This window comes from Paraburkholderia yinzeri, from assembly GCF_046581065.1.
GTDB lineage: Bacteria > Pseudomonadota > Gammaproteobacteria > Burkholderiales > Burkholderiaceae > Paraburkholderia.
In genome coordinates this window covers 765941-789646 of sequence record NZ_JBFOCJ010000003.1, presented here as the reverse complement: position 1 = coordinate 789646, position 23706 = coordinate 765941, and the positions used below count along the sequence as shown (strand labels likewise).

Annotated in this window: 20 protein-coding genes; 8 read left to right on the top strand and 12 right to left on the bottom strand. The window is 65.5% G+C overall.

Features of this window, described 5'->3' with window-relative positions:
- Position 1: 1 nt before the first annotated feature.
- Both WJ542_RS30400 and WJ542_RS30395 read left to right on the top strand, forming a co-directional pair.
- Positions 2 to 1219 (top strand): mandelate racemase/muconate lactonizing enzyme family protein, encoded by a 1218-nt coding sequence (locus WJ542_RS30400; protein WP_411193241.1) that lies wholly within the window; start codon positions 2 to 4, stop codon positions 1217 to 1219.
- A 16-nt stretch (positions 1220 to 1235) separates the two neighbouring features.
- On the top strand, positions 1236 to 2927 hold the full coding sequence (locus WJ542_RS30395; RefSeq protein ID WP_411193240.1) for a GMC family oxidoreductase: 1692 nt from the start codon (positions 1236 to 1238) through the stop codon (positions 2925 to 2927).
- On the opposite strand, the gene WJ542_RS30390 is transcribed toward WJ542_RS30395, so the two are convergent.
- From WJ542_RS30390 to WJ542_RS30370, 5 genes are all read right to left on the bottom strand, one after another.
- Positions 2900 to 3778: a LysR substrate-binding domain-containing protein gene (locus WJ542_RS30390; protein ID WP_411193568.1), complete on the bottom strand. Its 879-nt coding sequence runs from the start codon at positions 3776 to 3778 to the stop codon at positions 2900 to 2902. The two genes, WJ542_RS30395 and WJ542_RS30390, sit on opposite strands and share 28 nt — an antisense overlap.
- Before the next feature lie 101 nt (positions 3779 to 3879).
- Complete coding sequence (locus WJ542_RS30385; protein ID WP_411193239.1) at positions 3880 to 5073, bottom strand: MFS transporter; 1194 nt, start codon at positions 5071 to 5073, stop codon at positions 3880 to 3882.
- Between the two features lie 9 nt (positions 5074 to 5082).
- On the bottom strand, positions 5083 to 5907 hold the full coding sequence (locus tag WJ542_RS30380; RefSeq protein ID WP_411193238.1) for a quaternary amine ABC transporter ATP-binding protein: 825 nt from the start codon (positions 5905 to 5907) through the stop codon (positions 5083 to 5085).
- A gap of 67 nt (positions 5908 to 5974) precedes the next feature.
- Positions 5975 to 6940 carry an ABC transporter permease gene (locus WJ542_RS30375; protein ID WP_411193237.1) on the bottom strand — a complete coding sequence of 322 codons (966 nt, stop codon included), beginning with the start codon at positions 6938 to 6940 and terminating at the stop codon, positions 5975 to 5977.
- A 52-nt stretch (positions 6941 to 6992) separates the two neighbouring features.
- Positions 6993 to 8033 carry an ABC transporter substrate-binding protein gene (locus tag WJ542_RS30370; protein WP_411193236.1) on the bottom strand — a complete coding sequence of 347 codons (1041 nt, stop codon included), beginning with the start codon at positions 8031 to 8033 and terminating at the stop codon, positions 6993 to 6995.
- Between the two features lie 347 nt (positions 8034 to 8380).
- Between WJ542_RS30370 and fae the strand changes: the two genes are divergently transcribed.
- The 4 genes from fae to WJ542_RS30350 all read left to right on the top strand — a co-directional run bounded on the left by fae (position 8381) and on the right by WJ542_RS30350 (position 13259).
- A complete protein-coding gene (gene fae, locus WJ542_RS30365; protein ID WP_411193235.1) occupies positions 8381 to 8902 on the top strand; it encodes a formaldehyde-activating enzyme in 522 nt (173 codons plus the stop codon).
- Between the two features lie 35 nt (positions 8903 to 8937).
- Positions 8938 to 9957 (top strand): aldo/keto reductase, encoded by a 1020-nt coding sequence (locus WJ542_RS30360; RefSeq protein WP_411193234.1) that lies wholly within the window; start codon positions 8938 to 8940, stop codon positions 9955 to 9957.
- Entirely contained in the window at positions 9954 to 11408 is a 1455-nt protein-coding gene (locus WJ542_RS30355) for an NAD-dependent succinate-semialdehyde dehydrogenase (protein ID WP_411193233.1), read from the top strand. Before WJ542_RS30360 ends, WJ542_RS30355 begins: the two co-directional genes overlap by 4 nt.
- Before the next feature lie 321 nt (positions 11409 to 11729).
- On the top strand, positions 11730 to 13259 hold the full coding sequence (locus WJ542_RS30350) for a methyl-accepting chemotaxis protein (protein ID WP_411193232.1): 1530 nt from the start codon (positions 11730 to 11732) through the stop codon (positions 13257 to 13259).
- Positions 13260 to 13298: 39 nt separating this feature from the next.
- On the opposite strand, the gene WJ542_RS30345 is transcribed toward WJ542_RS30350, so the two are convergent.
- The 5 genes from WJ542_RS30345 to WJ542_RS30325 all read right to left on the bottom strand — a co-directional run bounded on the left by WJ542_RS30345 (position 13299) and on the right by WJ542_RS30325 (position 20468).
- On the bottom strand, positions 13299 to 15821 hold the full coding sequence (locus WJ542_RS30345; protein ID WP_411193231.1) for an EAL domain-containing protein: 2523 nt from the start codon (positions 15819 to 15821) through the stop codon (positions 13299 to 13301).
- Between the two features lie 152 nt (positions 15822 to 15973).
- Positions 15974 to 16882 carry a LysR substrate-binding domain-containing protein gene (locus WJ542_RS30340; RefSeq protein ID WP_411193230.1) on the bottom strand — a complete coding sequence of 303 codons (909 nt, stop codon included), beginning with the start codon at positions 16880 to 16882 and terminating at the stop codon, positions 15974 to 15976.
- 73 nt (positions 16883 to 16955) lie between these two features.
- The gene (locus WJ542_RS30335) at positions 16956 to 18068 is read right to left on the bottom strand and encodes a porin (RefSeq protein WP_411193566.1); all 1113 of its coding nucleotides are present in this window, start codon (positions 18066 to 18068) and stop codon (positions 16956 to 16958) included.
- A 113-nt stretch (positions 18069 to 18181) separates the two neighbouring features.
- Complete coding sequence (locus tag WJ542_RS30330) at positions 18182 to 19222, bottom strand: ABC transporter substrate-binding protein (RefSeq protein ID WP_411193229.1); 1041 nt, start codon at positions 19220 to 19222, stop codon at positions 18182 to 18184.
- 97 nt (positions 19223 to 19319) lie between these two features.
- Positions 19320 to 20468 carry a mandelate racemase/muconate lactonizing enzyme family protein gene (locus WJ542_RS30325; RefSeq protein ID WP_411193228.1) on the bottom strand — a complete coding sequence of 383 codons (1149 nt, stop codon included), beginning with the start codon at positions 20466 to 20468 and terminating at the stop codon, positions 19320 to 19322.
- Positions 20469 to 20682: 214 nt separating this feature from the next.
- Between WJ542_RS30325 and WJ542_RS30320 the strand changes: the two genes are divergently transcribed.
- Positions 20683 to 22149, top strand: coding sequence for an aminotransferase-like domain-containing protein (locus WJ542_RS30320; RefSeq protein ID WP_411193227.1), 1467 nt, complete (start codon positions 20683 to 20685; stop codon positions 22147 to 22149).
- 73 nt (positions 22150 to 22222) lie between these two features.
- On the opposite strand, the gene WJ542_RS30315 is transcribed toward WJ542_RS30320, so the two are convergent.
- Entirely contained in the window at positions 22223 to 22672 is a 450-nt protein-coding gene (locus WJ542_RS30315; protein WP_411193226.1) for a helix-turn-helix domain-containing protein, read from the bottom strand.
- Entirely contained in the window at positions 22660 to 22941 is a 282-nt protein-coding gene (locus tag WJ542_RS30310; protein ID WP_411193225.1) for a type II toxin-antitoxin system HigB family toxin, read from the bottom strand. The genes WJ542_RS30315 and WJ542_RS30310 overlap by 13 nt, the downstream gene beginning before the upstream one ends.
- 194 nt (positions 22942 to 23135) lie before the next feature.
- On the opposite strand from WJ542_RS30310, the gene WJ542_RS30305 reads away from it, so the two are divergent.
- Positions 23136 to 23654 carry a hypothetical protein gene (locus WJ542_RS30305; RefSeq protein WP_411193224.1) on the top strand — a complete coding sequence of 173 codons (519 nt, stop codon included), beginning with the start codon at positions 23136 to 23138 and terminating at the stop codon, positions 23652 to 23654.
- The last annotated feature ends 52 nt before the right edge of the window (positions 23655 to 23706 follow it).

The window sequence follows — 23706 nt, the reverse complement described above, 5'->3', positions numbered from 1 at the left end:
CATGAAAGTCGTCTCAATGCAAACGCATGTCGTCGCGGTGCCTCCCCCGCACATCGGCGGCATGTACTGGATCTTCGTCACGCTGCAGACCGATTGCGGCATGGAAGGCGTGGGCGAGGTCTATGCCGCGACGTTTCACCCCGACGTGATGGTTCCCGCGATCAACGACGTGTTCGAGCGCTATCTGCTGAACCAGGATCCACATCATGTCGAGCGTTTCTGGCGCGAATCCTATTCGAGCGGCTTCACGCAGCGTCCCGATCTCACGATGATGGGCATCGTGAGCGGGCTGGAGATGGCATGCTGGGACATCATCGGCAAGGCCGCCAACAAGCCCGTTTATGAACTGCTGGGCGGCATGGTGAACGAGCGTCTTCGTTCGTACACCTATCTGTACCCGAAGAACCGTCAGGGCGAGTACGATTACGACGACGCCGACCTCGCCGCCGAGTGCGCCGCGCAGAATGTGAAACTTGGCTTCACGGCCGTCAAGTTCGATCCGGCCGGCCCGTACACCGCGTATTCGGGACATCAGCTCTCGCTGGAAGTGCTGGACCGCTGCGAGCGGTTCTGCCGCAAGGTGCGCGAGGCCGTGGGTAGCCGGGCCGACCTGCTGTTCGGCACGCACGGCCAGATGGTGCCGTCTTCGGCCATCCGGCTCGCGCAGCGGCTGGAAAAATACGATCCGCTGTGGTTCGAAGAGCCGGTTCCGCCTGGTCAGGAAGCTGCCATGGCGCAGGTCGCCGCGCGCACGAGCATTCCGATTGCCGCAGGCGAGCGCCTCACGACCAAGTACGAGTTCTTCAAGCTGCTGGACAGCGGTGCGGCCTCGATCCTGCAGATGAACATCGGCCGCGTGGGCGGCCTGCTCGAAGCGAAGAAGGTGGCGAGCCTCGCCGAGGTCTATTACGCGCAGATCGCCCCGCATCTCTATAACGGTCCCGTGGGCGCTGCGGCGAGCATCCAGTTGGCGGCCTGCACGCCCAATTTCCTGATTCAGGAAAGCATCGGCACGTGGGATGGCTTCCACGCCGAAGTCCTCAAGCAGCCGATCCACTGGGAAGACGGCTACATCATTCCGTCGAAGGCGCCGGGGCTCGGCGTCGAACTCGACATGGAAGTCGTGCGCGCGCACACGCCCTACACGGGCAAGCGCCTGCATCTGCAGATGCAGCGCGAGCCGGCGGACGTCCGCGACACGTCGCCTGCACGCGGCTGATCAGGAGAGCAAAGCAATGAACTACGACTACATCATCGTTGGCGCCGGCTCCGCGGGCTGTATCCTCGCCGAGCGGCTGTCGGCCTCGGGCCGGCATTCGGTGCTGCTGCTCGAAGCGGGCGGACCCGACAAATCGTTCTGGTTCAAGATCCCGATCGGTTTCGCGAAGCTGTACTACCACACGGTCTACAACTGGATGTATTACAGCCAGCCGGAGCCGGAGCTCGCGGGCCGTTCGATCTACTGTCCGCGCGGCAAGGTGCAGGGCGGCTCGGGCTCGATCAACGCCATGATCTATGTGCGCGGCGCACAGCGCGACTACGACGACTGGGCCGCCGCCGGCAATCCGGGCTGGTCGTATCGCGACGTGCTGCCGTACTTTCGCAAGCTCGAATCGCATCCGCTTGGCGATACGCCCTGGCACGGCGCGAACGGGCCCGTGCACATCACGCCGATGAAGGATGGCGCGCATCCGATCTGCGAAACGTTCATCGAGGGCGCGCAGCAACTCGGCTACGAACGCAACGAAGACTTCAACGGTGCCCGGCTCGAAGGCGTGGGCATCTATGACGTCAACACGCGCAACGGTCGCCGCGATTCGAGCAGCGTCGCTTATCTGCATCGCGCGGGGCATCGGCCCAATCTCACGATCGAACATCATGCGCACGCCACGCGCGTACTGTTCGACGAGGCCGACGGCGCGCGCCGCGCAACGGGTGTCGAGATCGAGCAGCAGGGCAAGAAGCGCACGTTCCGTGCGAACCGCGAGGTGATCGTCGCGGCAGGCGCCGTGGATTCGCCCAAGCTGCTGCAACTCTCGGGCGTGGGCCCGCGTGCGCTGCTCGAGCAGCATGGCATTGGCGTTGTGCACGAGCTGCCCGCAGTCGGCCAGAACCTGCAGGATCACCTGTGCGTGAGCTTCTACTATCGCGCGCGCGTAAAGACGCTCAACGACGCGTTCCGTAGCTGGACCGGCAAGCTCAAGTTCGGCCTGCAATACCTGCTCGCGCGCAAAGGCCCGCTTTCGATGAGCGTGAACCAGTCGGGCGGCTTCTTCTGTACCGATCCGGACGAGGCGCAGCCGAACATGCAGATCTACTTCAATCCGCTTTCCTACCGGATTCCGAAGTCGAACCGCGCGGCGCTCACGCCGGAGCCGTATTCAGGTTTCCTGATTGCCTACAATCCCTGCCGTCCCACGAGCCGCGGATCGGTGGAGATCGCCTCGGGGCGTATGGAAGATGCGCCGCTCATTCGCGGCAACTATCTCTCCACGCAGAAGGACCGCGACGAAGTCATGCAGGGCGGCCGGCTCGTGCGCCAACTGATGCAGGCGAAGGCGCTCAAGGACATCACCGTGGAAGAAGTGTCGCCGGCAGCGGCTGTCACCGACGACGCGAGCATGCTGCAGTATTTCCGCGAGCAGAGCGGTTCGATCTATCACCTGTGCGGCAGTTGCGCGATGGGTCCCGATCCGCAAACGGCTGTCGTGGATGCGCGCCTGCGCGTGCATGGCATTGCCGGCCTGCGGGTGGTGGATGCGTCGATTTTCCCGAACATCACGTCCGGCAACACGAATGCGGCGGCGATGATGGTCGCGGAGAAGGGCGCGGCGATGATCCTCGAAGACGCGGAGCCGGGCGCAAACGGCGAGACGCGCCGGGCGGTGCGCGCGGGCACTCAACGCGCGGCGGCGATCTCGTCCTGAAGCCACTGCCGGAATAGCTGGAGCGGCTTCGACGCCTTCTGCCCGGGCCGCACCACGAACCAGTACGACTGGCGTCCGTCCACGTGCACCTCGTTTACGGGTGCCAGTTTCCCCTCGGCCAGCTCGCGGGCGATCATGTTGCGGTCGGCGATCGTCACACCCAAGCCTTCGATAGCGGCGCGGATCGCATGATCCAGCAGGTCGAATTCGTAGCCGCCCGAAGTATCCACGCCTTCGATTCGGGCGGCATCCAGCCAGTGGCGCCACGTCAGAAAACGCTGGTTCTCGCCCGCGAGCACGTGCAGCAGCGTCTGCTCCGCGAGGTCGAACGGTTCCTGCGCGAGCAGCGATGGCGCGCAGACCGCGATGTGCTCCTCGTGCATCAGCAATGAACTCTCAAGTCCTTCCCATTCGCCGTCGCCAAAGCGGATCGCGCAGTCGAGCGCCGTCGAATCGGCGAGGCTGTCCTGCAGGCGCGTTGTCACGCTCAGTTCGAGCGACGGATGCCGCGCGTGCAGCTTCGCGAGGCGTGGCACGAGCCAGCGGCTCGCGAAGGTGGGCGGCACGTTCACGCGCAGGCGGTTGAGGTCGCTTTTCTGCTGGATCGTGCGCACCGTCAGTTCGATGCGGTCGAACGACTGCTGCAGCGTGCGCAGCAGCGCGCGGCCAGCGTCGGTCAGTTCGAGCCGGTGATGGTGGCGTTCGAGCAGCGTCTCGCCCAGTTGCTCCTCGAGCTGGCGCACCTGGCGGCTCACGGCGCTTTGCGTCACGTTCAACTGTTCGGCGGCGCGCGTAAAGCTGCCGCTCGTGCCTGCGGCCTCGAACGCCTTCAGGGCGTTCAGCGCGGGCATCTTGCGCTTCAATTTTCTCTCCTTGCGATCCGCGCCGGTTCGGAGCGGCGCGTCTTGCGAAGCGCGCAGTATACCGTTACCCGGGCCGCCGGGCCGCGGCTTCACCTGGCCGCCCTCGCACGGGAGAGCGCCACTAGCCCGAGCGTCACCGCGAGCGCGAACACGTAGAGGCCGCTCGCGCCCAGAACGCGCATGAAGAGCGAGCCGACCGTGGGCCCTGCCGCGCCGCCGATCGAGAAGACGAGCAGGAGCGTCGCGCTGGTTTTCACACGCGCGGACTGGTCGACGCGGTCGTTCACGTCCGAGACGATCACGCCGTAGAGCGTGAACGTCAAGGCAACGTAGAGAAATAGCAGGGTGTCGACGGCGAGCGGCGCGCGTACCACGATCAGCGCGGCGGCGAGCACGGCCGCCGAAGTCGCGACGGCGCCTAGCGTCGTGCGCCGGCCGAGGCGATCGGAGAGTTTGCCCACCGGCCACTGCGAAAGCAGCGCGCCGATCAGCACGATGCCCATGGCGCGCGAGATATCGGCCGGTGGAAAGCCAATGCGTTCGAGGTAGACGGGCGTGAGCGCATAGAACGCACTGGAGAGCAGCCCCGCCCCGATACAGGCCGGCACGCTGCGCGGCGCCGCGCGCCGCAGTTCGTGCAGACCGTCCAGCAACAGGGCTGGCCGCTTGGGTGTGGCGAGCGGCGAGGCGCGTGTTGCGGAAACGGCGGCGGCCGATGCGCTCGACGGCAGTGGTACCTGCCAGTCGCCGATCAGTGCAACGGGAATGAGCGCGCCAACGAAAAGCGCATTGACGAAAACGCGTTCGAAGTCGCCGTTTCCGGCGCTGCCCATGCCGGAGAGGCCGAGCAGGAACTGCCCGGCGCTGACACCCAGATAGGTCAGCACGAGATAAAGGGCGAACGCCCGCCCGCGTTGTCCATTCGGGACCGCGCCGTTCACGCCGCTTTCGATCGAGGTGAACACGCCCACCATGCTGAAACCGGTCAACAGGCGCAGCGCGGCCCATGCGCCGGGGGTGTCGAACGAGAGATAGCCGAGCGCGGCGAGCGCCGTGAATGCGGCAAAGCCGATGAACGCGCGCTGCGGCCCGATTCGCGCGACGAGCGGCCCGAGGCCGAGTGCGCCGCCTATGAAGCCGACGTAGTAGCAGGACTGCACGAGACCCACGTCGAGCGCGGAGCGCTCGACGTGCAGCATCCTCAGCGACACCAGCGTGGTGAGCAGGCTATTGCCGCAGATGAGTAGCGTATAGCCGCTGAGCAGCCCGATCAGCGACCGCATGCGTGCCGTTCAGTGCGGCACGCCGGCGCGGCGTTCGACGAAGCGGCGCACGTAGTCGTCGGCGGGGCGGTGCAGGATGTCGTCGGCCGTGCCGCACTGGATCAGGCGGCCGTCGCGCAGGATCGCGATCTGGTTGCCGATGCGCAGGGCCTCGTCGAGATCGTGCGTGATGAACACGATGGTTTTCTTGAGCGTGGCCTGCAGTTCGAGCAACTGGTCCTGCATCTCCGTGCGGATCAGCGGGTCGAGCGCCGAAAACGCTTCGTCCATCAGCAGCACGTCGGTGTCGGCTGCGAGCGCGCGGGCAAGGCCCACACGCTGACGCATGCCGCCCGAGAGTTCGTCGGGATAATGATTCGCGTAGCCGCCCAAGCCCACCTTGTCGAGCCATTCGCGTGCTTTCTCGTGCGCGTCGGCCTTCTTCTCGCCGCGCGTCACGAGCGCGTAGGCGGCGTTGCTCAACACGGTCTGATGCGGCAGGAGTCCGAAGCTCTGGAACACCATGCTCACGCCGTAGCGGCGCAGCTCGCGCAGGCCGCCTTCGGAGAGTTTGAGCACGTCCTTGCCGTCGATGAGGATCTCGCCCACGGTCGGCTCGATCAGCCGGTTGAAGTGGCGCACGAGCGTGGACTTGCCCGAACCGGAAAGACCCATGATCACGAAGATCTGGCCCGAGCCGATGGAGAGGCTCACGTCGTTCAGGCCGACATTGCAGCGCGTCTTCTCCAGCACGTCCGCCTTGGTGGCGCCGCCGCGCAGCAGGTCGAGTGCGCGCCGGCCCGCTTCCTGGGTGCCGAAGATCTTGTACACGTTTTTGACTTCGATGCCGCTCATTTTCGTTCCCTCATTGCTCTATCGTCCGATGACTCAGGCTCGTTGCGGCGAGCCCACGCGGAAGCATTCATTTCGCGGGCTGGCCGCTCAGGTCGCTGCTCTTCGCGGCATTCGCCTCGTCGGCGGCCTCTGCGCGGGCACGGCGAAACGGAATGCGCGAGGGCTGCTTCTGGCTGCGCGACAGACGCCGCGTGCGGCGGCCCTGGCCGTAGCCCTGGCTGATGCGGTCGATCACGATGGCGAGAATCACGATGGCGATGCCGGCCTGCGTACCCTTGCCGACGTCGAGCGTCTGGATGCCGGCGAGCACGTCTTCGCCGAGTCCGCGCGAACCGATCATCGAGGCGATCACGACCATGGAGAGTGCCATCATCGTGGTCTGGTTGATACCGGCCATGATGCTCGGGCGGGCGAGCGGAAGCTGCACCTGAAACAGCATCTGCCAGCGGGTGGTGCCGAAGGCGCGCGCCGCTTCGACGATCTCGCCGTCCACGTGGCGAATGCCGAGGTCGGTCAGGCGGATGAGCGGCGGCAGCGCATAGACGACGGTGGCGAGGATCGCGGGCACCTTGCCGAGGCCGAACAGCATCAGCACCGGTATGAGGTACACGAAGCTCGGCAGCGTCTGCATCACGTCGAGCACCGGCAGCAGCAGGCGGCGCAGCATGCCGCTCGACGCCGCGAGAATGCCGATGGGGATCCCCAGCGCGACAGAGATGAGCGTCGAAACGAACATCAGCGCGAAGGTTTGCATGAGCTTGTCCCACAGCCCGAAGCAGCCGATCAGGTACAAGAGGCCCATGAACAGCAGCGCCACGCCGACCCGCCGCGAGGCATGCCAGGCGAGCAGGCCGACCGCGGCCAGCACGACCCAGACAGGCATGGCGCGCAGCAGGCCTTCGAGCGGCACGAGAACGTAGCGCAGCATCAGCACGCTGAAGTTGTGGAACGCGTCGCCGTACTGCTGCACGAATGCGGTGACCTGATCGTTGACCCAGTCGGCGATGGAGAGATGAAGGAAGGGGGATCCCATGGTGAGCCTCATTCTGCTTAAGTCGTGTGCCGCTTCGCGGGCTGATGTGCGCTTACGTGCCCAGGCTGGCCTGTACGCGCGCCGCAACGTCCGGCGTCACCCATTGCTTCCAGATTTCCGGGTGCTGTTTGAAGAACGTATGCGCGACCGTCGACGCGTCGAGCTTCTTTTCGTGCATCTGTTCGACGAGCTGCTCGTCGAGCGGAAGCGGCAGACTGATCTTGCCGAAGAACGCCACGGCGTCGGGCTGCGCTTCATAGAACGGCGTGGAAACCGCGACCATGAGATGCGAAACCTTGAAGGCGGACGCACAGGGCGTGCCCTTCGGATCGGCGATCGTGTTCCAGCAGGCGTCGCTGTAGGGTGCGCCTTCGAGCTGCACGAAATGGTACTTCGCCATCAACCCGGCCGGCTGCCAGTAATAGAACAGGATGGGTTTGCCGCGTTCGTAGGCCGACGCGACGGCCGCGTCGAGGCCGGCGCCGGTGCCGGGGCGGAAGTTCGTGTAATCGTCGCCGAGTTTGTAGGCGTCGAGCAGCCGGTTGTTGAAGCGCTCGCAGTCCCAGCCGGAGGGGCAGTTGTAGAAGCGGCCCTTGCCTGGCTCTTCGTCGTCGGCGAAGAGATCCTTGTATTGCGGCAACTGCGAGATTGAGTGCAGTTGCGGCGCGAGCGGCTTGATCCCGCGTGCCGGGTCGCCGTGGATCACGTAGTCGGGGACATACCAGCCTTCGCGGTCGCCGCCGGGAATCAGCTCGCCGACCAGCTTCACGCTGCCGTCCTTCAGGCCGCGCGCGATGATCTTGCTGCGGCCGGTCCAGTGCTCGGCCCAGATCTGCAGGTCGCCGCTGGCGAGCGCGGTTTCGGTGGCGGCGGTGGCGCCCGGCACGACCTCGGTCTTGCAGCCGTAGCCTTTTTCGAGCACCGTGCGGACCATTTCGGTCATTAGCGCACCGCTTTCCCAGGTGATCTGGGCGAGCTTCACTGTCTTGCCGGAGCCGCACCAGTTGGGCTCGGCCGCAAACGTGCTGGTCGCGGCGCAAGTGAGCGCGAGCGCGGCGGCAAGGCGTACGCCTGCCAGCGTGATACCTCTCATGTCTCCTCCGTTACGGAATGTCTGCTGGCCCTTTCGGTTTTGTTCGGGCCAAGTCGTTTGATTCACGCGAACAGAGTCTAGCGGCAGCGTTTAGGGTTGCGAAGCCACGAATAGTCATCGAAGCATTACCTGATCTCATGCCATGCGACACCGCGCTCGCGGCGATGAATACGCCTCATGCCCCCATGAGATTTCGTAGCTTTTGTGAGCGTGTTGCTTGTGCTGCAATTCGTCTCGACGCGCAGGCCGTATCGGCAAACCGAGATTTTCCCGGACGGTTCCCGGATGCTTCCGATAGGCCGCTGCGCTGCACAACAACCCCGGTAATTCAGGAGACGGAGTCGGACATGAAAGCCTTGGAAGTCTATATCGGTGAAGGTTTCGCGGGACCAGGCGTAAACGCTGCCCACATCAACATCATGATCGGTCCGCGCAGCGGCCCCGTTGGCCAGGCGTTCACGAACAGCCTTTCGTCGCCGTCGCAGGGTCATGTGCCCTTCATGGTGGTCGCACAGCCGAACGTGCCGGTCAAGCCCGTCACGCTCTACGTGAACAAGGCCGACATTCGCGGCGACCTGCACGGCAACGCTACCTGGGGCGCCTCCCAGGCCGCCATCGCGAAGGCGGTGACCGAGGCGATGCTGGACGGCACGCTGCCGCCGGAAGCGGAGAACGAATGGTGCATCGTCACGGCGAACTGGGTGAACTGGTCCTGCGACGATCTCGACGCCGTCTACGAGAACAACTACACGGCCTGCAAGACGGCTATCCACGCCGCGATGAACGGACTGCCCAAGCTCGACAAGCTCGCCGAAGTGCGCGACCAGATCAGCAATCCTTTCTATACGCCCAAGGCCCGCGCGGCCTGAATCGGCCCGATCCCATCGACTGCAAGGTGACTGCAATGCAATACATCCAACTGGGACGCTCGGGCCTGAAGGTTTCGCGCCTGTGCCTCGGCACCATGAACATGGGCACGCCGGACTGGAAGCCGTGGATCTACAACGAGGAGCAGAGCGAGCCGATCGTGCGCCGTGCCCTCGAAGCGGGCGTCAATTTCATCGACCTCGCCGACTTCTACTCGACCGGCGTGGGCGAGGAGGTGGTCGGGCGCATCGTGCGCCGGCTCGCGAAGCGCGACGAACTGGTGCTCACGACCAAGGTGGGCTATCCCATCGGCAATGGCGTGAACAACCAGGGTCATTCGCGCAAGCACATCATGGACGGTATCGACGGGTCGCTGCGCCGCTTGCAGACCGATTACGTCGATGTCTACATGCTGCATTACTTCGACGTGAACACGCCCGTCGAGGAAACGATGGACGCGCTGAACGACATCGTGCGCTCGGGCAAGGCGCGCTATATCGGCGTCTCGACGATGTTCACGTGGCAGTTCGCGAAGATCCTGCAGGCCTGCGAGCGTCATGGCTTCGCGCGGCCGATCAACATGCAGCTGCAGCTGAACTGTGCCTACCGCGAGGAAGAGCGCGAGATGATTCCGTTCTGCGTCGATCAGGGCGTGGGCGTTTCGGTGTTCAGCCCGCTCGCGCGCGGCCTGTTGTCCGGCGACGCGAAGTCGGTGCGCAACCAGACCGACTTCTTCACCGGGCAGATGTACGACGACGAAGCATCGCGCAATATCGCGCATTCGGTTGCCGAAGTGGCGCTCGCGCGCGGTGTTTCGTGCGCGCAGATCGCGCAGGCGTGGGTGCTCGGGCGCAACGGCGTTTCGTCGATGCTGGTGGGCGCGGATACCGTTGCGCAGTTCGAAAGCGCGCTCGCGGCGCTGGAAATGAAGCTCGACGCCGACGAGTTGTACGAACTCGATCGCAACTACACGCCTTGCGACGTGATCAACGACTACGTCACGGCGCGCATTCCGCGCGTGGCGCGTCCGTCGCGCCGACTGGAGATTGCAGCATGATCGAAGGCCTCGAGGATCGGGCGCTCTGGCGCATGACGAACTATATCGACGGCGAATGGGTCGAGAGCGAGTCGACCTATGCGGTCGTCGACCCGGCAAGCGGGCAGCCGCTCGCGCAGGTGGCGCGGGCCGGCGGGCGCGAGACGCTGCAGGCCGTCGCGGCGGCGTCGCAGGCTTTCCCGGCATGGCGCGACGCCACGGCCGCCGAGCGCGGCGAGAAGGTGCGCCGCTGGGGCGAACTGATGCTCGAACACCGCGACGACCTCGCACGGATCATGACCGCGGAGCAGGGCAAGCCGTACGCGGAAGCGCAGGGCGAAGTGGCCTATGCGGCGAGCTTCCTGACGTGGTTCGCCGAAGAAGCGCGGCGCGCCTACGGCGACGTGATTCCGGCGCCGAAGAAGGGCTCGCGCATCGTCGTGATGAAGGAGCCGGTGGGGGTGGTCGGCGCCATCACGCCATGGAATTTCCCGCTGGCGATGGTCACGCGCAAGGCGGGCCCCGCGCTGGCGGCGGGCTGCACGATGGTGCTCAAGCCTTCGGAGGAAACTCCGCTTTCCGCGTTCGCGCTTGCGGTGCTGGCCGAGCGCGCCGGCATCCCGCGCGGCGTGTTCAACGTGGTGTCGGGCGACGCGCCCGCCATCGGCGATACGCTGATGGCGTCCAAGGCCGTGCGCAAGATCTCGTTTACGGGCTCGACGCGCGTGGGCAAGCTGCTCATGCGCGCGGCGGCGGACAGCGTCAAGAAGGTCTCGCTGGAGTTGGGCGGCAACGCGCCGTTCATCGTGTTCGACGATGCCGATCTCGACGCGGCGGTGGTTGGGGCGATGGCCTCGAAGTTCCGCAACACAGGGCAGACTTGTGTGTGCGTGAACCGCTTCTTCGTTCAGGCCGGCGTGCACGACGCGTTCGTTGCGAAGCTTGTGAAGGCAGTCGAGGCCTTGCACGTGGCGAACGGCATGGAGCCGGGCGCGACGCAGGGGCCGCTCATCAATCGCGCCGCGCTGCACAAGGTGGAAGCGCACGTGAGCGATGCGAAGGACAAGGGCGGCACGGTGGTGTGCGGCGGTCGTCCGCACACGCTCGGCGGCACGTTCTACGAGCCTACCGTGATTACCGGCGCGCACGGCGGGATGATGCTCGCGCACGAGGAAACTTTCGGGCCGGTGGCAGCCGTGTTCCGCTTCGAGACCGAGGAGGAGGCGGTTCAAGCGGCGAACGATACCGACTTCGGCCTCTCGGCGTACTTCTACGCGCGCGACATCGGCCGGGTCTGGCGCGTGGCGGCTGCGCTCGAAAGCGGCATGGTGGGCATCAACGAAGGCATTATTTCAACCGAGGTCGCGCCGTTCGGCGGTGTGAAGGAATCGGGGCTCGGCCGCGAGGGCTCGAAGTACGGGCTCGATGAGTACCTCGAAACGAAGTACATGATGATGGGGGGATTGGGCTGAACACCCACGGCCGGCTATAACGCGGCGCGCCGCCGCCGCGCAGCCGGCCGAGGGCGGCGGTAACGCGGCTCGCGATGGCCCTTACGGCTGGCCGAAGAAAAATTCGCGTCGATTTGTTGATTCTCGTCAAATTGTAAAAATTGTTAAAGCCGCTCCTGCGGGCATACTTGCGTTCGTTCTCGATAGTCCGTGTCTGGACGTATCGGCCGGACCGGGAACCCCAGGGGTAGGCGAGCTTCCGCTCAAGGGGGAGCCCATGAAACGACGAGACCAATCACGACGATGCGCATCAACGTCCCGATTACAGATCACGAATATGTGTTGTCACAGGACGAGGTCATCATCACCCGTACGGATAGCACCGGCGTAATCGAGTACGCCAATGAGGCTTTCCTTTGCGCGAGCGGATTCTCGCGCGACGAGGTGATCGGCGCGCCACAGAATATCGTTCGGCATCCTGACATGCCGGCGGAAGCCTTCGAAGATCTGTGGCGCACGATCCGGAGCGGCCGTCCGTGGTCGGGCGTCGTCAAGAACCGGCGCAAGGACGGCGGATTCTACTGGGTGCTCGCCAACGTCACGCCGGCCATGCGCGACGGCGAGGCAACGGGTTACGTTTCCGTGCGCACGCGCCCGGCCGAGGCCGAAATCGCGGCGGCCGAACGCCTGTATGCAGACCTGCGGCGCGAGCAGGGCGGGAAGTGGCGCCTCGCAGGCGGGCGGGCCGTCCGCAAAGGCCTGGCCGGTCTTCCCCAGCGGCTGCTCGGCCTTTCGGCCGTTGGCCGCCTGGACTTCATCATGGCGGCGCAGGCACTGATGATCCTGCTCGTTCCGGCGTGCATGACGAGCGGGCTTTTTACCCGCATGGCGGGGCTGCGGCTCGGATGGTCGATCGCGGTCGCGGCGGCACTGTCTTGCGCCCTGATGGCCGTGTGGCTGACCCGCAACGTGTTCGCACCGCTTGCCCGGATGAGCGCCAGCGCGTTCGTGGTGCTCTCGGGCGAACTGCAGCATCGCTTTCACGAGTCGGGCGATTCTCATACGCGCCTGCTCGGGCGCTTGCTCAACCAGATGAACGGAAAGACGATTGGCGTATTGATGGACGCACGCGGCTCGATCGACAAGGTGCGAGGCGCTTCCGCGGGGTTGGCCGAAGGTAATGCCAATCTCTCCATGCGCACGGAGCAGCAGGCGAGCGCGATCGAGCAGACCACCGCGACATTGGGGCAGATTACCGAAACGGCACGGCACAATGCCGAATCGGCCAGGCTGGCGCGCACCGAAGGAAGCCGGACGGCGGAAGCCGCTTCGGCCGCCGCCGAGGCGGCGCGCCGGTCGGCACAGCTAACGGATGCGTTGGCCGGTCACTCGCGACGCATTTCGGAAATTACGACCACGATCGACAGCATTGCGTTTCAAACGAACCTGCTCGCCCTGAATGCGTCGGTGGAAGCCGCGAGAGCGGGGCAGAACGGCCGCGGATTCGCCGTCGTGGCCGGCGAGGTGCGCACGCTGGCCAAGCGTTCCGAGGCTGCGGCCAGGGAGATCAAGGCGCTGATCGACACTTCGCTCGACATGATGAGGGCGAGTGCCCAGGCTGCGGCGGGCGCCGGCGCCGACATGAGCAAGGTCGAACAGTCCGTCGCCGAACTCACGCGGGCCATTTCGGACATTGCCGAAGCGAGCAGCGGACAAAGCGTCGAGATCGCCGAGTCGCAGATTGCCGTGGAGCAGCTTGCGCAGATCACCCAGATGAATGCAACGCTCGTTGAGGAGTCCGCAGCAGCGTCCACGGCGCTGAACCAGCAGGCTCAGACACTGGAAGACGCCGTCACCGTGTTGATGGGTTGAGGGCAGGGTTGACGGCTTCGGGCGACGGCCGGCCGTCCCTCAAGCCGATGGCGCGAGCGCTTGCGCGCACTGCCGCAGCATCAGCCCGGTCAATGACTCCACGGGCTGCGGCTTTGCCAGCAGATAGCCCTGCGCGCCGTGACATCCGGCCTCGCGCAGGAAGGCCACCTGCTCGGGTGTTTCGACACCCTCCATAATCACGTCGAGACCGAGTGCCCGTCCCATCGCAACGGCCGCACGGATGATCGCCCGGTCCGAGTTGTGCGTCTCGTCGCCGGCCAGAAACGAGCGGTCGATCTTCAGCGTATCGACGGGCAGATCCTTCAGGTAGGCGAGCGACGAGTAGCCTGTGCCGAAGTCGTCGATGGCGAGGCTCACTCGCCGCGCCACCAGTTCGCGCAGCAGCGAGACGATGTCTTCGCGCGTATTCATCGCCATGCTTTCGAGCAATTCGAGCTGAAGCCGTTCGGCCGGCAGCGCGGTCTCGCTGAGAATCTCGCTCAGGTCGGCCAGGAACCCGTCGGTGAAACATTGCCGCGCGGAGAGATTGACCGCGACGCGGCCGAACTCGATGCCGGCGTCGAGCCATGCGCGCGCCTGACGGCAGGCTTCGCGCAATACCCAGCGCCCCAGCGGAACGATCAACGCGGATTGCTCGGCAATGGCGATGAACTCGCCCGGCGGCACGAGTCCGCGGCGCGGATGCTGCCAGCGCAGCAAGGCCTCCACGCCGACGACGCGGCCGGTGGAGAGATCGTACTGCGGCTGGTAGAACAGACGGAATTCGTGTTGTTCGAGTGCGCGATGCAATTCGCCCAGCGTTTCGAGCTGGGCCATCGCCGACGATGTCATCCGGCTCTCGAAGAACTGGAAGACGTTGCGTCCGCGGTTTTTTGCGCTGTACATCGCCTGGTCGGCGCGCATCATCAAGGGCTCGGCCTGCGTGCCGTCGTCGGGGAAGATACTGATGCCGATGCTGGGCGTCGTGAAGATCTCGCGCCCGCCGACCGGGATGGCCTCGCCCACCGAATCGAGCAGCGTGCGCGCGAGGCGGCCTACGTCGCGGATATCGCTGATGTCTTCGAGCACGAAGGCAAATTCGTCCCCGCCGAGCCTCGCGACGGTATCGCTCTCGCGCAGGCGCCGGCGCAGCCGTTCCGCGACAATCTTGAGCACCTCGTCGCCGGCGCTGTGGCCAAGCGTGTCGTTGACGAGCTTGAAGCGGTCCAGGTCGAGATACATCACGGCGAACTGGCGGCCGCCGCGCTGGGCATGGAGGATCGCGCGTTCGAGCCGCTCCTCGAACAGCACGCGATTCGCGAGCCCCGTCAGCACGTCGTGCGTGGCGAGGTAGCGCAGGCGCTCTTCGGTCTGACGCCGCTGCGTGATGTCGGAGAAAATGCCTGCGTAGTGCGATATGTTGCCGTCGTTGTCGCGTATGCCCGTGATGGTGAGGTATTCGAGGTAAAGCTCGCCGTTCTTGCGGCGATTCCAGATCTCGCCCTGCCAATGCCCGTTGGTCTTCAGGGAGTCCCACAACTCCCCATAGAACGCGGCGTCCTGGTGCCCCGAGTTCAGGAGGCTCGGATTGCGCCCGACAACTTCCTCCTCCGTGTAGCCCGTGAGACGCGTGAACGCCTGGTTCACGCGCTCTATTTTCGCGTTCCGGTCGGTCACCATGATGCCTTCGAGCGCCGACTCGAACACGCGGTCAGCCATGCGCAGACTGAACCTCGCGCGGCCGAGCGCTTCGTCGCGCTCGCGCAGTGCACTGTGCAGTTCGTTCACGTACTCGTCCTCGATGTTCTGGAGGATGTCCGCGAAGCTCAGGAGTCCGGCGAGGCGGCCGGCGTTGTCGCATACGCCCACGTGACGGATGTGCTGCTGCAGCATGAAGTGCTGCGCGGCATACAGGCTCTGGGTGGCCGAAAGCGTTTGCAGGGGATGGCTGGCGTGATCGCCGACCTCGCCGTTCAGGGCGTCGCTCGCGATGAGGCGCACCACGTCGCGCTCGGTCAGGATGCCGTGCTCGCCGCCGGCATACGCGACGACGATGGCGTCGAGCTTCCTCGCCCGCATCTGCGCGATCGCCTCGTGCAGGGGCCGGCCGGCGGGCACGCTGACGAGCGGCTGCACGTGGATGGCCTCGATGGGCTTGAGGTGCAGAAAGAATTCGGCACCCTGGTTCACGACGACGTCGGTCTGCGTGAGCACGCCGATGCAAACACCGTCGCGCACGACCCCGAAGTGGCGGATTCCCGAATGCTTGAAGCGGACTGCCGCTTCGCCCAGCGATGTATGGGCGTCGAGCGTGAGCAGCGGGGCGCTCATCACGGTGCTGATCGGCCGGTCGAGTTCGTCCGCATGCTCGCTGACGGCGAGCGCGTCCTGCTCGGTCCAGATTCCAACGGGCTCGCCGTCTTCCATCACGACGATCGAACTGCAACGCTCGGCGAAGATGCGCCTTGCGACTTCGCGGACCGGCGTGGAGGGAGCGCACGTCAGCATGGGGCGCGTGATCAGGCGGGAAATCGGAATGGCGTAACTGCTCGTATGAAGCATGCTCGAACCCAAGGCGGTGGACTTTCGAGGTCGGGCGTGCGGCCGGTGCGCGAGCGGCACGGGGCAGTACGCCTTAACTCACACCGGGTTGACGGCCGGGGAGGGTTCGAGCTTGAGAGGCAAAACGTCGCAGGATGCGACGAGCAGGGTATTTATCCCCGCACGGCATGCTGTTCGACGAGCCATCCGCTGAAATTGCGCACGCGCAGCGTGTCCTGCACTTCGGGCCGCACATCGAGCCAGTACCCCGAGGGCCCCGTCACTTCAACGGGGCTCAACTGCACGAGCGTGCCGTTCGCGAGTTCCGGCTCGATCATGTGCCGGTCCGCCACCGCAATGCCCAGACCCGCCACCACCGCGTGGATCACCTGGTCCAGCGTGCTGAATTCGAGTTCGCCGGCGCTTGCCATGGGCACGTCGAGCCCCGCCGCTTCGAGCCACGCTTCCCACACCAGCAGGCGCCGGTCGATGTCGAGGATATAGAGCCACGGATGCGCGGTGAGCAGCGCGCGTAGCGCGGCTTCGTCGGCGGGCGGCCCGTCGAACTCGCGTGCCGAGCCCACCAGCACGTGGCGCTCGCGCATCAGCAGTGTGCTCTGGCCCCCCGGCAGCGGCTCCATGCCGAAGCGAATCTGGCAATCCTCGTTGCGCTCGGTGCCGTGCAGCGGGCCGTATTCGTTCGTCACGGAAATGCGCAGGTCGGGATGACGTCCCTGAAAGTCGCGCAGGCGCGGCGTGAGCCAGCGCGTGGCGAGCGTGGGTGCGGCGTTGACGCTCAGGAGGCTGTTGGACGGGTCGGAGCGGATCGTGTCGAGGGTGTGGGCGATGCTGTCGAACGCGGCCTGCAGCGTGGGCAGCAGGCGCTTGCCCGCCGCGGTGATCTCGAGGCGGTGATGATGGCGCATGAAGAGCGGCGTGCCCAGATAGTCTTCCAGCAGCCGGATCTGCCGGCTGATCGCGCCTTGCGTGACGTGCAGGTTCTGGGCGGCCTTCGTGAAGCTGAGAGTCCGGCTCGCCTCCTCGAATGAACGCAGTGCGGAGAGCGAGGGAAGGCGGCGCATGATGACGACCTCGTGATGCGAAGAAAAAAGCGCCGGCGCAGAAGGGGCCAATTGCGCGCCGGCGCGTCAGACTTTAGAACGAGTGCGTGATACCCACGCGCGTGACGATCTGATTCTGCGTGCTCGACGGATTGAAGGCCGTGATCTGCGCGTTCTCGGCCGAACCCGCCGCGTGCTGGTACGAGCCCATCAGGTAGACCGACGTGCGCTTCGAGAACGAGTACTGCGTGATCAGGTTGACCTGGTGGTACTTCGGCGAACCGTCGGTGGCGTGATCGAGGCCGTCCGTGAAGGTATAGCCCCCGGCGATGAGCCACGACGGCGTAATGAAGTAGGATCCCGAAACTTCGTAGTTCTGGAAATGCAGGTCGTGGCTGCCGTCGGCCGAGGCGAAATCCACGTTCGTGTAGTCGAACATCACCTTCAGGCTGCCGAGCACGTATGACGCGCCGGCCGAGAGAATGCCTTGGTAGCGTGCGTTCGCGAGTGCATTGCCGTAGATGGCGTTGACATAGCTGCCGCCGCTGCCGTAGCCGGTCACCGACACGATCGGGTCGTTTACGCGCAGGTAGCCCACGCCCGCGCTGAACTGGCCGAGCGTGTACGCGGCGGCCGCGCTGTACGAGGCGTTGTTCGAGAACTGGCCTGCCTGCCCGCCGAGCGAGTAGTGGCCTTCGAACTGCAGACCGGCGATCTTCGGGCTCACGTACTTGATTGCGTTGTTGACCGGGAAACCGTTGTCGAGGTTGTCCATGTCGTTCGGGTGTGCGAAGTACCAGCCGCCATAGTTGCCGTTCAGCGTGAACGGCTCGATCAGGTCGACGGTCGCGTCCCACTGCTTGCCCAGCGTGATCTGGCCGTACTGATCGGACTTCAGGCCGACGTAGGCGTTACGCGAGAAGAGCAGGCCGCTGCCCATGGCCCCGGTGGCGACGTCGATGCCGCTTTCGAGGTCGAAGACCGCCGAGAGGCCGCCGCCCAGCTCTTCCGAACCGCGCAGGCCCCAGCGGCTGCCCGCGGGCACGCCGCTTTGCATCTGCACGAGGTGGCCGCCGCTGCCCGGCACGAGCTGGCCGTTCGAGCCGCCGACAACGTTGTTCGAGTAGTCGACGCCGAGGTCGAGGACGCCGTACAGCGTCACGCTGCTCTGCGCATGGGCGCCGGCCATGGCGAGGGCGAACGGCATGGCCGCGAGAATCTTCTTTTTCACAGTAGTCTCCAAATGGAACCGCCTTCGGGCGGCTCCGTTTTATTGCTTGTCGATAAGGTGTTGAGGAGGGAATCCGGTTGCGCGGGCGATCAGGCGCCGAGCGATTTCTGGACCTTCGCGGCGACGTCGGCCGGAACCCACGACTTCCACATTTCGGGGTGTTCCTTGAGGAACTTCGTCGCTTCGGTCTGCGCATCGACCTTATGCTCGGTCATGTCGAGAATGGTCGTGTTCAGGAAATCGATCGGAAAGCTGACCTTCGAGAAGAAGGCCATCACGTCCGGTTCGGCCTGGTAGAACGGCGTCGAAACGCCGATCTTCAGATGCGAGACCAGATACGAGGACGCGCACTGCTGCGGACTGTTTTCCGCGCGCAGCGTCTTCCAGCAGGCTTCGTTGAACGGCGGCATCTTGAGTTGTACGAACTTGTACCTGGCCATCAGCGCAGCCGGCTCCCAGTAGTAGGTGAGAATCGGCTTGCCGCGTTCGTAGGCCGACGAGATCGCCGCGTCGAGCGCCGCGCCCGTGCCGGGGCGGAAGTTCGTGTAGCTGTCGTCGAGCTTGAGCAGCTTCAGAAGACGTGTGTTCACGCGTTCGCAGTCCCAGCCCGAGGGGCAGTTCAGGAAGCGGCCGTGATCCGGTTCCTCGTCGTCGACGAAGAGCGTCTTGTACTTCGGCAGATCGCTCACCGACTGCAGGTCCGGCGCGCTGGCCTTGATGCCGCGCTTCGGATCGCCGTGGATCACGTAGTCGGGCACGTACCAGCCTTCCTTCGTGCCGCCCGGCAGCGTGTCTCCAACGAGCTTGACGGTGCCGGCCTTCTCCGCGCCCGCGATGATTTCCGAGCGGCCGGTCCACTGTTCGGCCCACACCTGCAGATCATTGCGCGAGAGCGCCGTTTCCGTGGCCGCGGTGCTGCCCGGCACGTCGTCGGTCTGGCAGCCATAGCCGTTCTTCAGCACGTAGCGCAGCACTTCGCTCGTGAAGCTGCCGCTTTCCCAGGTAATGCCCGCGAAATGGACGGGCTTGCCGCTGCTGCACCAGGTGCCGGCCGCGTGCGCGGGCAAGGCGGCTACCGCGAGCGGCGCGGCGAGGCACGCCGCGCGAATCAGATGGGTCAGGGTTTTCATTGCATGTCTCCGTTTTATTGAATTCATCGGTCACGCGCTATCGCTACTGCGAGGAAAAGGCAGGTCCGCCGCGCCCGGCGGCGGCCCGGAAAAGGTTTCAGTCGTAGCGGCTATCGGTTGCCAGCGTCGAGGCGAGCACGGCCTCGTTCAGCTCGATGCCGAGGCCCGGCGCGTCGCCAAGGTCGATCCACCCGCCGCCGTCGATTTCGATGGGACGCGTGAGCGGAAAGTCGCGGCGTTCGGGTGTCCACTCGGGCGGGTCGTACGGGAATTCGACGAAGGGGGCGCCCTGCGTGCCCATCGCGCCGGCAACCACGTGCAGATTCGCCGCGAGCCCGATGCCGTTGCCCCACGTGTGCGGCGTGAAGAGGCGGCCGCGCGCTTCGATCTGGGCGGCGAGGCGGCGTGCGCCTTCCATGCCGAGCGAGCAGACCACGTCGGGCTGATAGACGTCGAGGCAGTCGCGCTCCAGCAGCGCCTGGAACTCGTGCGCGTCGCGCGTCATCTCGCCGCCCGCGATACGAATGCCGAGCCCGCCGCTTTCCTTGCGCAGGCGTTCGTGGCCCGCGTAGTCGCCGCGGTGGAGCGGCTCTTCCACCCAGTACACGCGATAGCGTTCGAGCTGGCGGATCACCGCGAGCGCGTCGTCGGCGCTCCAGGGTGCCTGGGTGTCCCAGGGCATGCGCCAGCCCTGGTTGCAGTCCACCATCAGTTCGATGTGCTCGCCCGCGGCTTCGCGCACGGTGGCCAGCGCGGCGAGATCGTCGGCAAGGCTCGGACGGCCGAAGCGCACCTTCAGCGCGGGAAAGCCACGCGACACGCAGTGCCTGGCCCAGTGCGCCATGCCGTCGAGCGAGCGGTGCACGCCCGACGATGCGTACGCGCGCACGCGCCGCGAGCGGCCGCCCGCCATCTTCCAGCAGGGCTCGCCGCGGATCTTGCCGGCGAGGTCCCAGAGCGCGACGTCGAGCGGCCAGAGGCGCCCGGCATGGAAGCTGACGTTCTCGATCACGGCCGAGTGCCGCGCGAGATCGAGGGGATCGGCGCCGATGAAGAGGTGGCGGTAGTCGTCGAAGCCGTACATGGCGTCGCCGGAACCGCAGCCGACGCGGCCTTCGCTGTCTTCGACGCGTACGACGGTGGCGGGAAATGCGTGACGGGGGCGGCTGTCCCACGAGGCCGGGAACGGCGGCACGAGCGGCAGGCGATGATGGCTGACGGTGATGCGAGCGATGCGGTTTGTCATGGTGGTTATGCCGCTGGCCGGTGGCGCGGGCGCGCCGGGCTGCGTGTTGTCTCCAGTGCCCGTGTAAGCGTTACGGCATGCTAGGGGGTCGATTGGCGGGGTTCAATGAAGTCAATTGAAGTAAATGACAGCCTTCATTTCTGCGGATTGGGCGCGATAATTGATGGCATTGGCGCGCGCACGGCGCAGCCTCAGGAGACTCCGGGAAAACACCATGAACGGCTGGTTACCCACTACGTTGCCTCGTAGCAACGAGCCGAAATACCGGGCAATTGCGCAGGCCTACGAGCAGGCCATCCGCGGCGGCCAGATGCTGCCGGGCGAAAAATTGCCCGCGCACCGTCTGCTCGCGAAGAAATTGAGGGTCACGACAGGGACCGTGAGCCGCGCCTACGCGGAACTCGAACGCTGCGGCATGGTGGTGGCGCGCGTGGGCGACGGCACCTATGTGGCCGAGCCGGATGCCGACGGGCAGGGCTTGGGGCGCCTTACGGCCGCTCCGGCGCAAACCGCGATGGCTCTGACCGCGAACGGTGGCGGCACCGGTGCGGCGGCTGCGGTGGGTGTGGCAGCCGCGAGCCGTCCCATCGATCTCGGACAAAACGTGCCGATTCCCACCGACGAGGCCTCTCTCCTCTCCGCCACGCTGCGCGAACTCGCCGCGGACGAACGGCTCTCCGGCGAACTGCTGCTCTATCAACCCGAGGGCGGCCGGCGCTCGCATCGCGAGGCGGGCGCGCGCTGGCTCGCGCGCATGGGCGCGCCGGGGCCTGCCGAGCGCGTGCTCGTGACGCAGGGGGCGCAGCACGGTCTCGCCTGCGTGTTGCGCGCCGTGCTGCGCCCGGGCGACACGATCTTTGCGGAGGCGCTTAGCTACCCCGGCATCGTCGCGCTTGCGCGCCAGTTGCGCCTGAATCTGGTGGGCATCGAGATCGACGACGAAGGGATCGTGCCCGCGGCACTCGAACGCGCGTGCCAACTGCTCGCCCCGCGCGCGCTCTTCTGCGTGCCAACGTTGCACAACCCCACCACGGCGACGCTTTCCGAGGCGCGCCGCCTCGCCATTGCCGACGTCGCGTTGCGCCATAACCTCGTGGTGATCGAGGATCTCGTGCCGGCCGCGCTGCTCGATGCGCCGCCGACGCCCATCGCGGCGCGCTTGCCGGAGCAGGGCATCGTGATCGGCAGCCTCTCGAAGGCCGTAGCGCCCGGGTTGCGGATCGGCTATGTCCAGGCGCCGCAGGACTGGGTGGGCAAGATACTCGCCGTGATCCGCAGCGACTGCTGGATGACGGCGCCGCTTTGCGCGGAGATCGCGGCGCGCTGGATCGAGGGCGGCGAGATCGACCGGCTGATCGCGCAGCAGCGCACGTTCATCGACGCTCGCCAGGCCGTCGCCGCCGAGGTGCTGGACGGCACGCCTTACCGCCGCGATCCGGCCAGCCCGCATCTGTGGCTGCCGCTCGCCGAACCGTGGCGAGCGGCGGAATTCGCCACGGCCTTGCGGCACGTGGGCGTGCTCGTGAAGACGGCGGACAGCTTCGTGATCGGGCGCGGGTCGGCGCCGCATGCCGTGCGGCTCAGCCTGAGCGGCGCGCGCAGCGACGACGCCTTGCGCGAAGGGCTCACGCATCTGGCGCGGACGCTGCGCAACGGGCCGGAGGGGCTTTATTCGGCGTGAGGGTGGGCTGTGCAGGCTAGTGAGCCGGCCTTCTTTTTGCCGGAGCCGCTAGCTTGCGGGAACGGCGAACGAATCAATGAGCGGCCGCGGCGACCTCAGGAAAGAACACGGCTGGGCTGACCCGGAATCGTTGCGCCAGCAATCCAATCTGACGAGCGTTCAGGTCCCGCTTGCCGTTCAGAATTTCCGAAATGACGCCTTGGCTCCCGATCTCGGGCAGATCGTTTTGCTTCAGCGCATGCTGATTCATGAGCTCTTTGAGAACCGCCTGGGGTGTCGACCCCGGTACGTCGTGATGGATAGCTTCGTAGTCGCCAATCAGGGCGCCGAGGATATCCACCAGCGGTGCAAGCTCGCTGCGTTCGTCGCTGCCGCCGGCATCGAGCAGCCCGTTGAGTACGCGCACCGCTTCTGCATGGTCGGCTTCATTCGCGAGCGGATGCAGTGGAACGCGGTTCATCAGCGCAGTCAGGTGTCCGATCATTTCGCGAATTTCGCCTGGCTCAAACGTCAGGGTTTCCATTTGTCGTACTCCTTATGTGTCAGGACATGCCTCACGAACAGCATCTGCCGATTGAAATGGATGGCTGCAATCAGCCGGTACTTATTTCCGCCGATGTTGAACACGTAATAGTCGCTTACCTTGTCGACGGAATTGAACGCCTGTTTGAGAGCGGCGAAATCGCTAAATGAAGTCTCGACAATGATATGGCTCCACGCCCAGAGCGGATCGTGCGCCTCAGGGTGCTCGGCACAGAAATCACGGAGAGGGGTGTCGGGAATCACTCGCATCGGGGCAGTATATCTCAGATTGAGATAGCGTCAACCTGGCCGGATGGGTGCGGCTTTGCCGGCGAACGTGTGCCACACAAAAACGGTGATTTGCCTTCCTTTAAGCGCCGCTTAAGAGTCGTTGGCCAAAGTAGACCCCGACTCTGCAGGAGTCACGTCCTTTCGAAGCGAGATGGATCAAAGGAGGTAAGCACATGCGATTCCGCACGGTTTTCACCGCTGGCGCCATTGCGCTGGCCCCCGCACTGGCGCTGGCCGACCAGCCCGTCATGGTGCGCGTGAACGGTCAGGTCATTCCCGTTCAGCAGAGTACGCATATCGTCCAGACGTCGGCGGGTCCTGCGCGCGTGAGCACGTGGAGCTGGCATAGTCCGGACGGCCATGCCAACGTCCAGATGATGAGCAGCACGGGCGGCGCGCCGCCCGAGTGGGCGCTGAACCAGATGCAGGCGATGCAGTCGCAGATGCAACTGATGCAGACGCAGATGCGCATGGCCCAGGCGCAGATCATGCAGCTTCAGCAAGCGGCGCTCACGGGCGGGACCGTCATTCCGGCGCCGCTCTCGGTGATGTTCACGACACCCGCGTGGACAGTAAGCGGCGGACCGATCTCCGTGGCCGAGCCCGCGGGCGGCGCCGTTCGCACGCCGGTCCCGTCCGCGCCTTCTGCTGCGCCTGCGCAAGGCGCGCCGTCCGCCGGCGTGAAGCTCTGACGCGGCGATGGCTGCCGGGCGCAATGGGCGCCCCGGCAGCGCCGCTCCATTT

Coding starts and splice junctions, on each gene's coding strand:
- WJ542_RS30400 (WP_411193241.1), top strand. CDS start 2: ATGAAAGTCGTCTCAATGCAAACGCATGTCGTCGCGGTGCCTCCCCCG.
- WJ542_RS30395 (WP_411193240.1), top strand. CDS start 1,236: ATGAACTACGACTACATCATCGTTGGCGCCGGCTCCGCGGGCTGTATC.
- WJ542_RS30390 (WP_411193568.1), bottom strand. CDS start 3,778: ATGCCCGCGCTGAACGCCCTGAAGGCGTTCGAGGCCGCAGGCACGAGC.
- WJ542_RS30385 (WP_411193239.1), bottom strand. CDS start 5,073: ATGCGGTCGCTGATCGGGCTGCTCAGCGGCTATACGCTACTCATCTGC.
- WJ542_RS30380 (WP_411193238.1), bottom strand. CDS start 5,907: ATGAGCGGCATCGAAGTCAAAAACGTGTACAAGATCTTCGGCACCCAG.
- WJ542_RS30375 (WP_411193237.1), bottom strand. CDS start 6,940: ATGGGATCCCCCTTCCTTCATCTCTCCATCGCCGACTGGGTCAACGAT.
- WJ542_RS30370 (WP_411193236.1), bottom strand. CDS start 8,033: ATGAGAGGTATCACGCTGGCAGGCGTACGCCTTGCCGCCGCGCTCGCG.
- fae (WP_411193235.1), top strand. CDS start 8,381: ATGAAAGCCTTGGAAGTCTATATCGGTGAAGGTTTCGCGGGACCAGGC.
- WJ542_RS30360 (WP_411193234.1), top strand. CDS start 8,938: ATGCAATACATCCAACTGGGACGCTCGGGCCTGAAGGTTTCGCGCCTG.
- WJ542_RS30355 (WP_411193233.1), top strand. CDS start 9,954: ATGATCGAAGGCCTCGAGGATCGGGCGCTCTGGCGCATGACGAACTAT.
- WJ542_RS30345 (WP_411193231.1), bottom strand. CDS start 15,821: ATGCTTCATACGAGCAGTTACGCCATTCCGATTTCCCGCCTGATCACG.
- WJ542_RS30340 (WP_411193230.1), bottom strand. CDS start 16,882: ATGCGCCGCCTTCCCTCGCTCTCCGCACTGCGTTCATTCGAGGAGGCG.
- WJ542_RS30335 (WP_411193566.1), bottom strand. CDS start 18,068: ATGCCGTTCGCCCTCGCCATGGCCGGCGCCCATGCGCAGAGCAGCGTG.
- WJ542_RS30330 (WP_411193229.1), bottom strand. CDS start 19,222: ATGAAAACCCTGACCCATCTGATTCGCGCGGCGTGCCTCGCCGCGCCG.
- WJ542_RS30325 (WP_411193228.1), bottom strand. CDS start 20,468: ATGACAAACCGCATCGCTCGCATCACCGTCAGCCATCATCGCCTGCCG.
- WJ542_RS30320 (WP_411193227.1), top strand. CDS start 20,683: ATGAACGGCTGGTTACCCACTACGTTGCCTCGTAGCAACGAGCCGAAA.
- WJ542_RS30315 (WP_411193226.1), bottom strand. CDS start 22,672: ATGGAAACCCTGACGTTTGAGCCAGGCGAAATTCGCGAAATGATCGGA.
- WJ542_RS30310 (WP_411193225.1), bottom strand. CDS start 22,941: ATGCGAGTGATTCCCGACACCCCTCTCCGTGATTTCTGTGCCGAGCAC.
- WJ542_RS30305 (WP_411193224.1), top strand. CDS start 23,136: ATGCGATTCCGCACGGTTTTCACCGCTGGCGCCATTGCGCTGGCCCCC.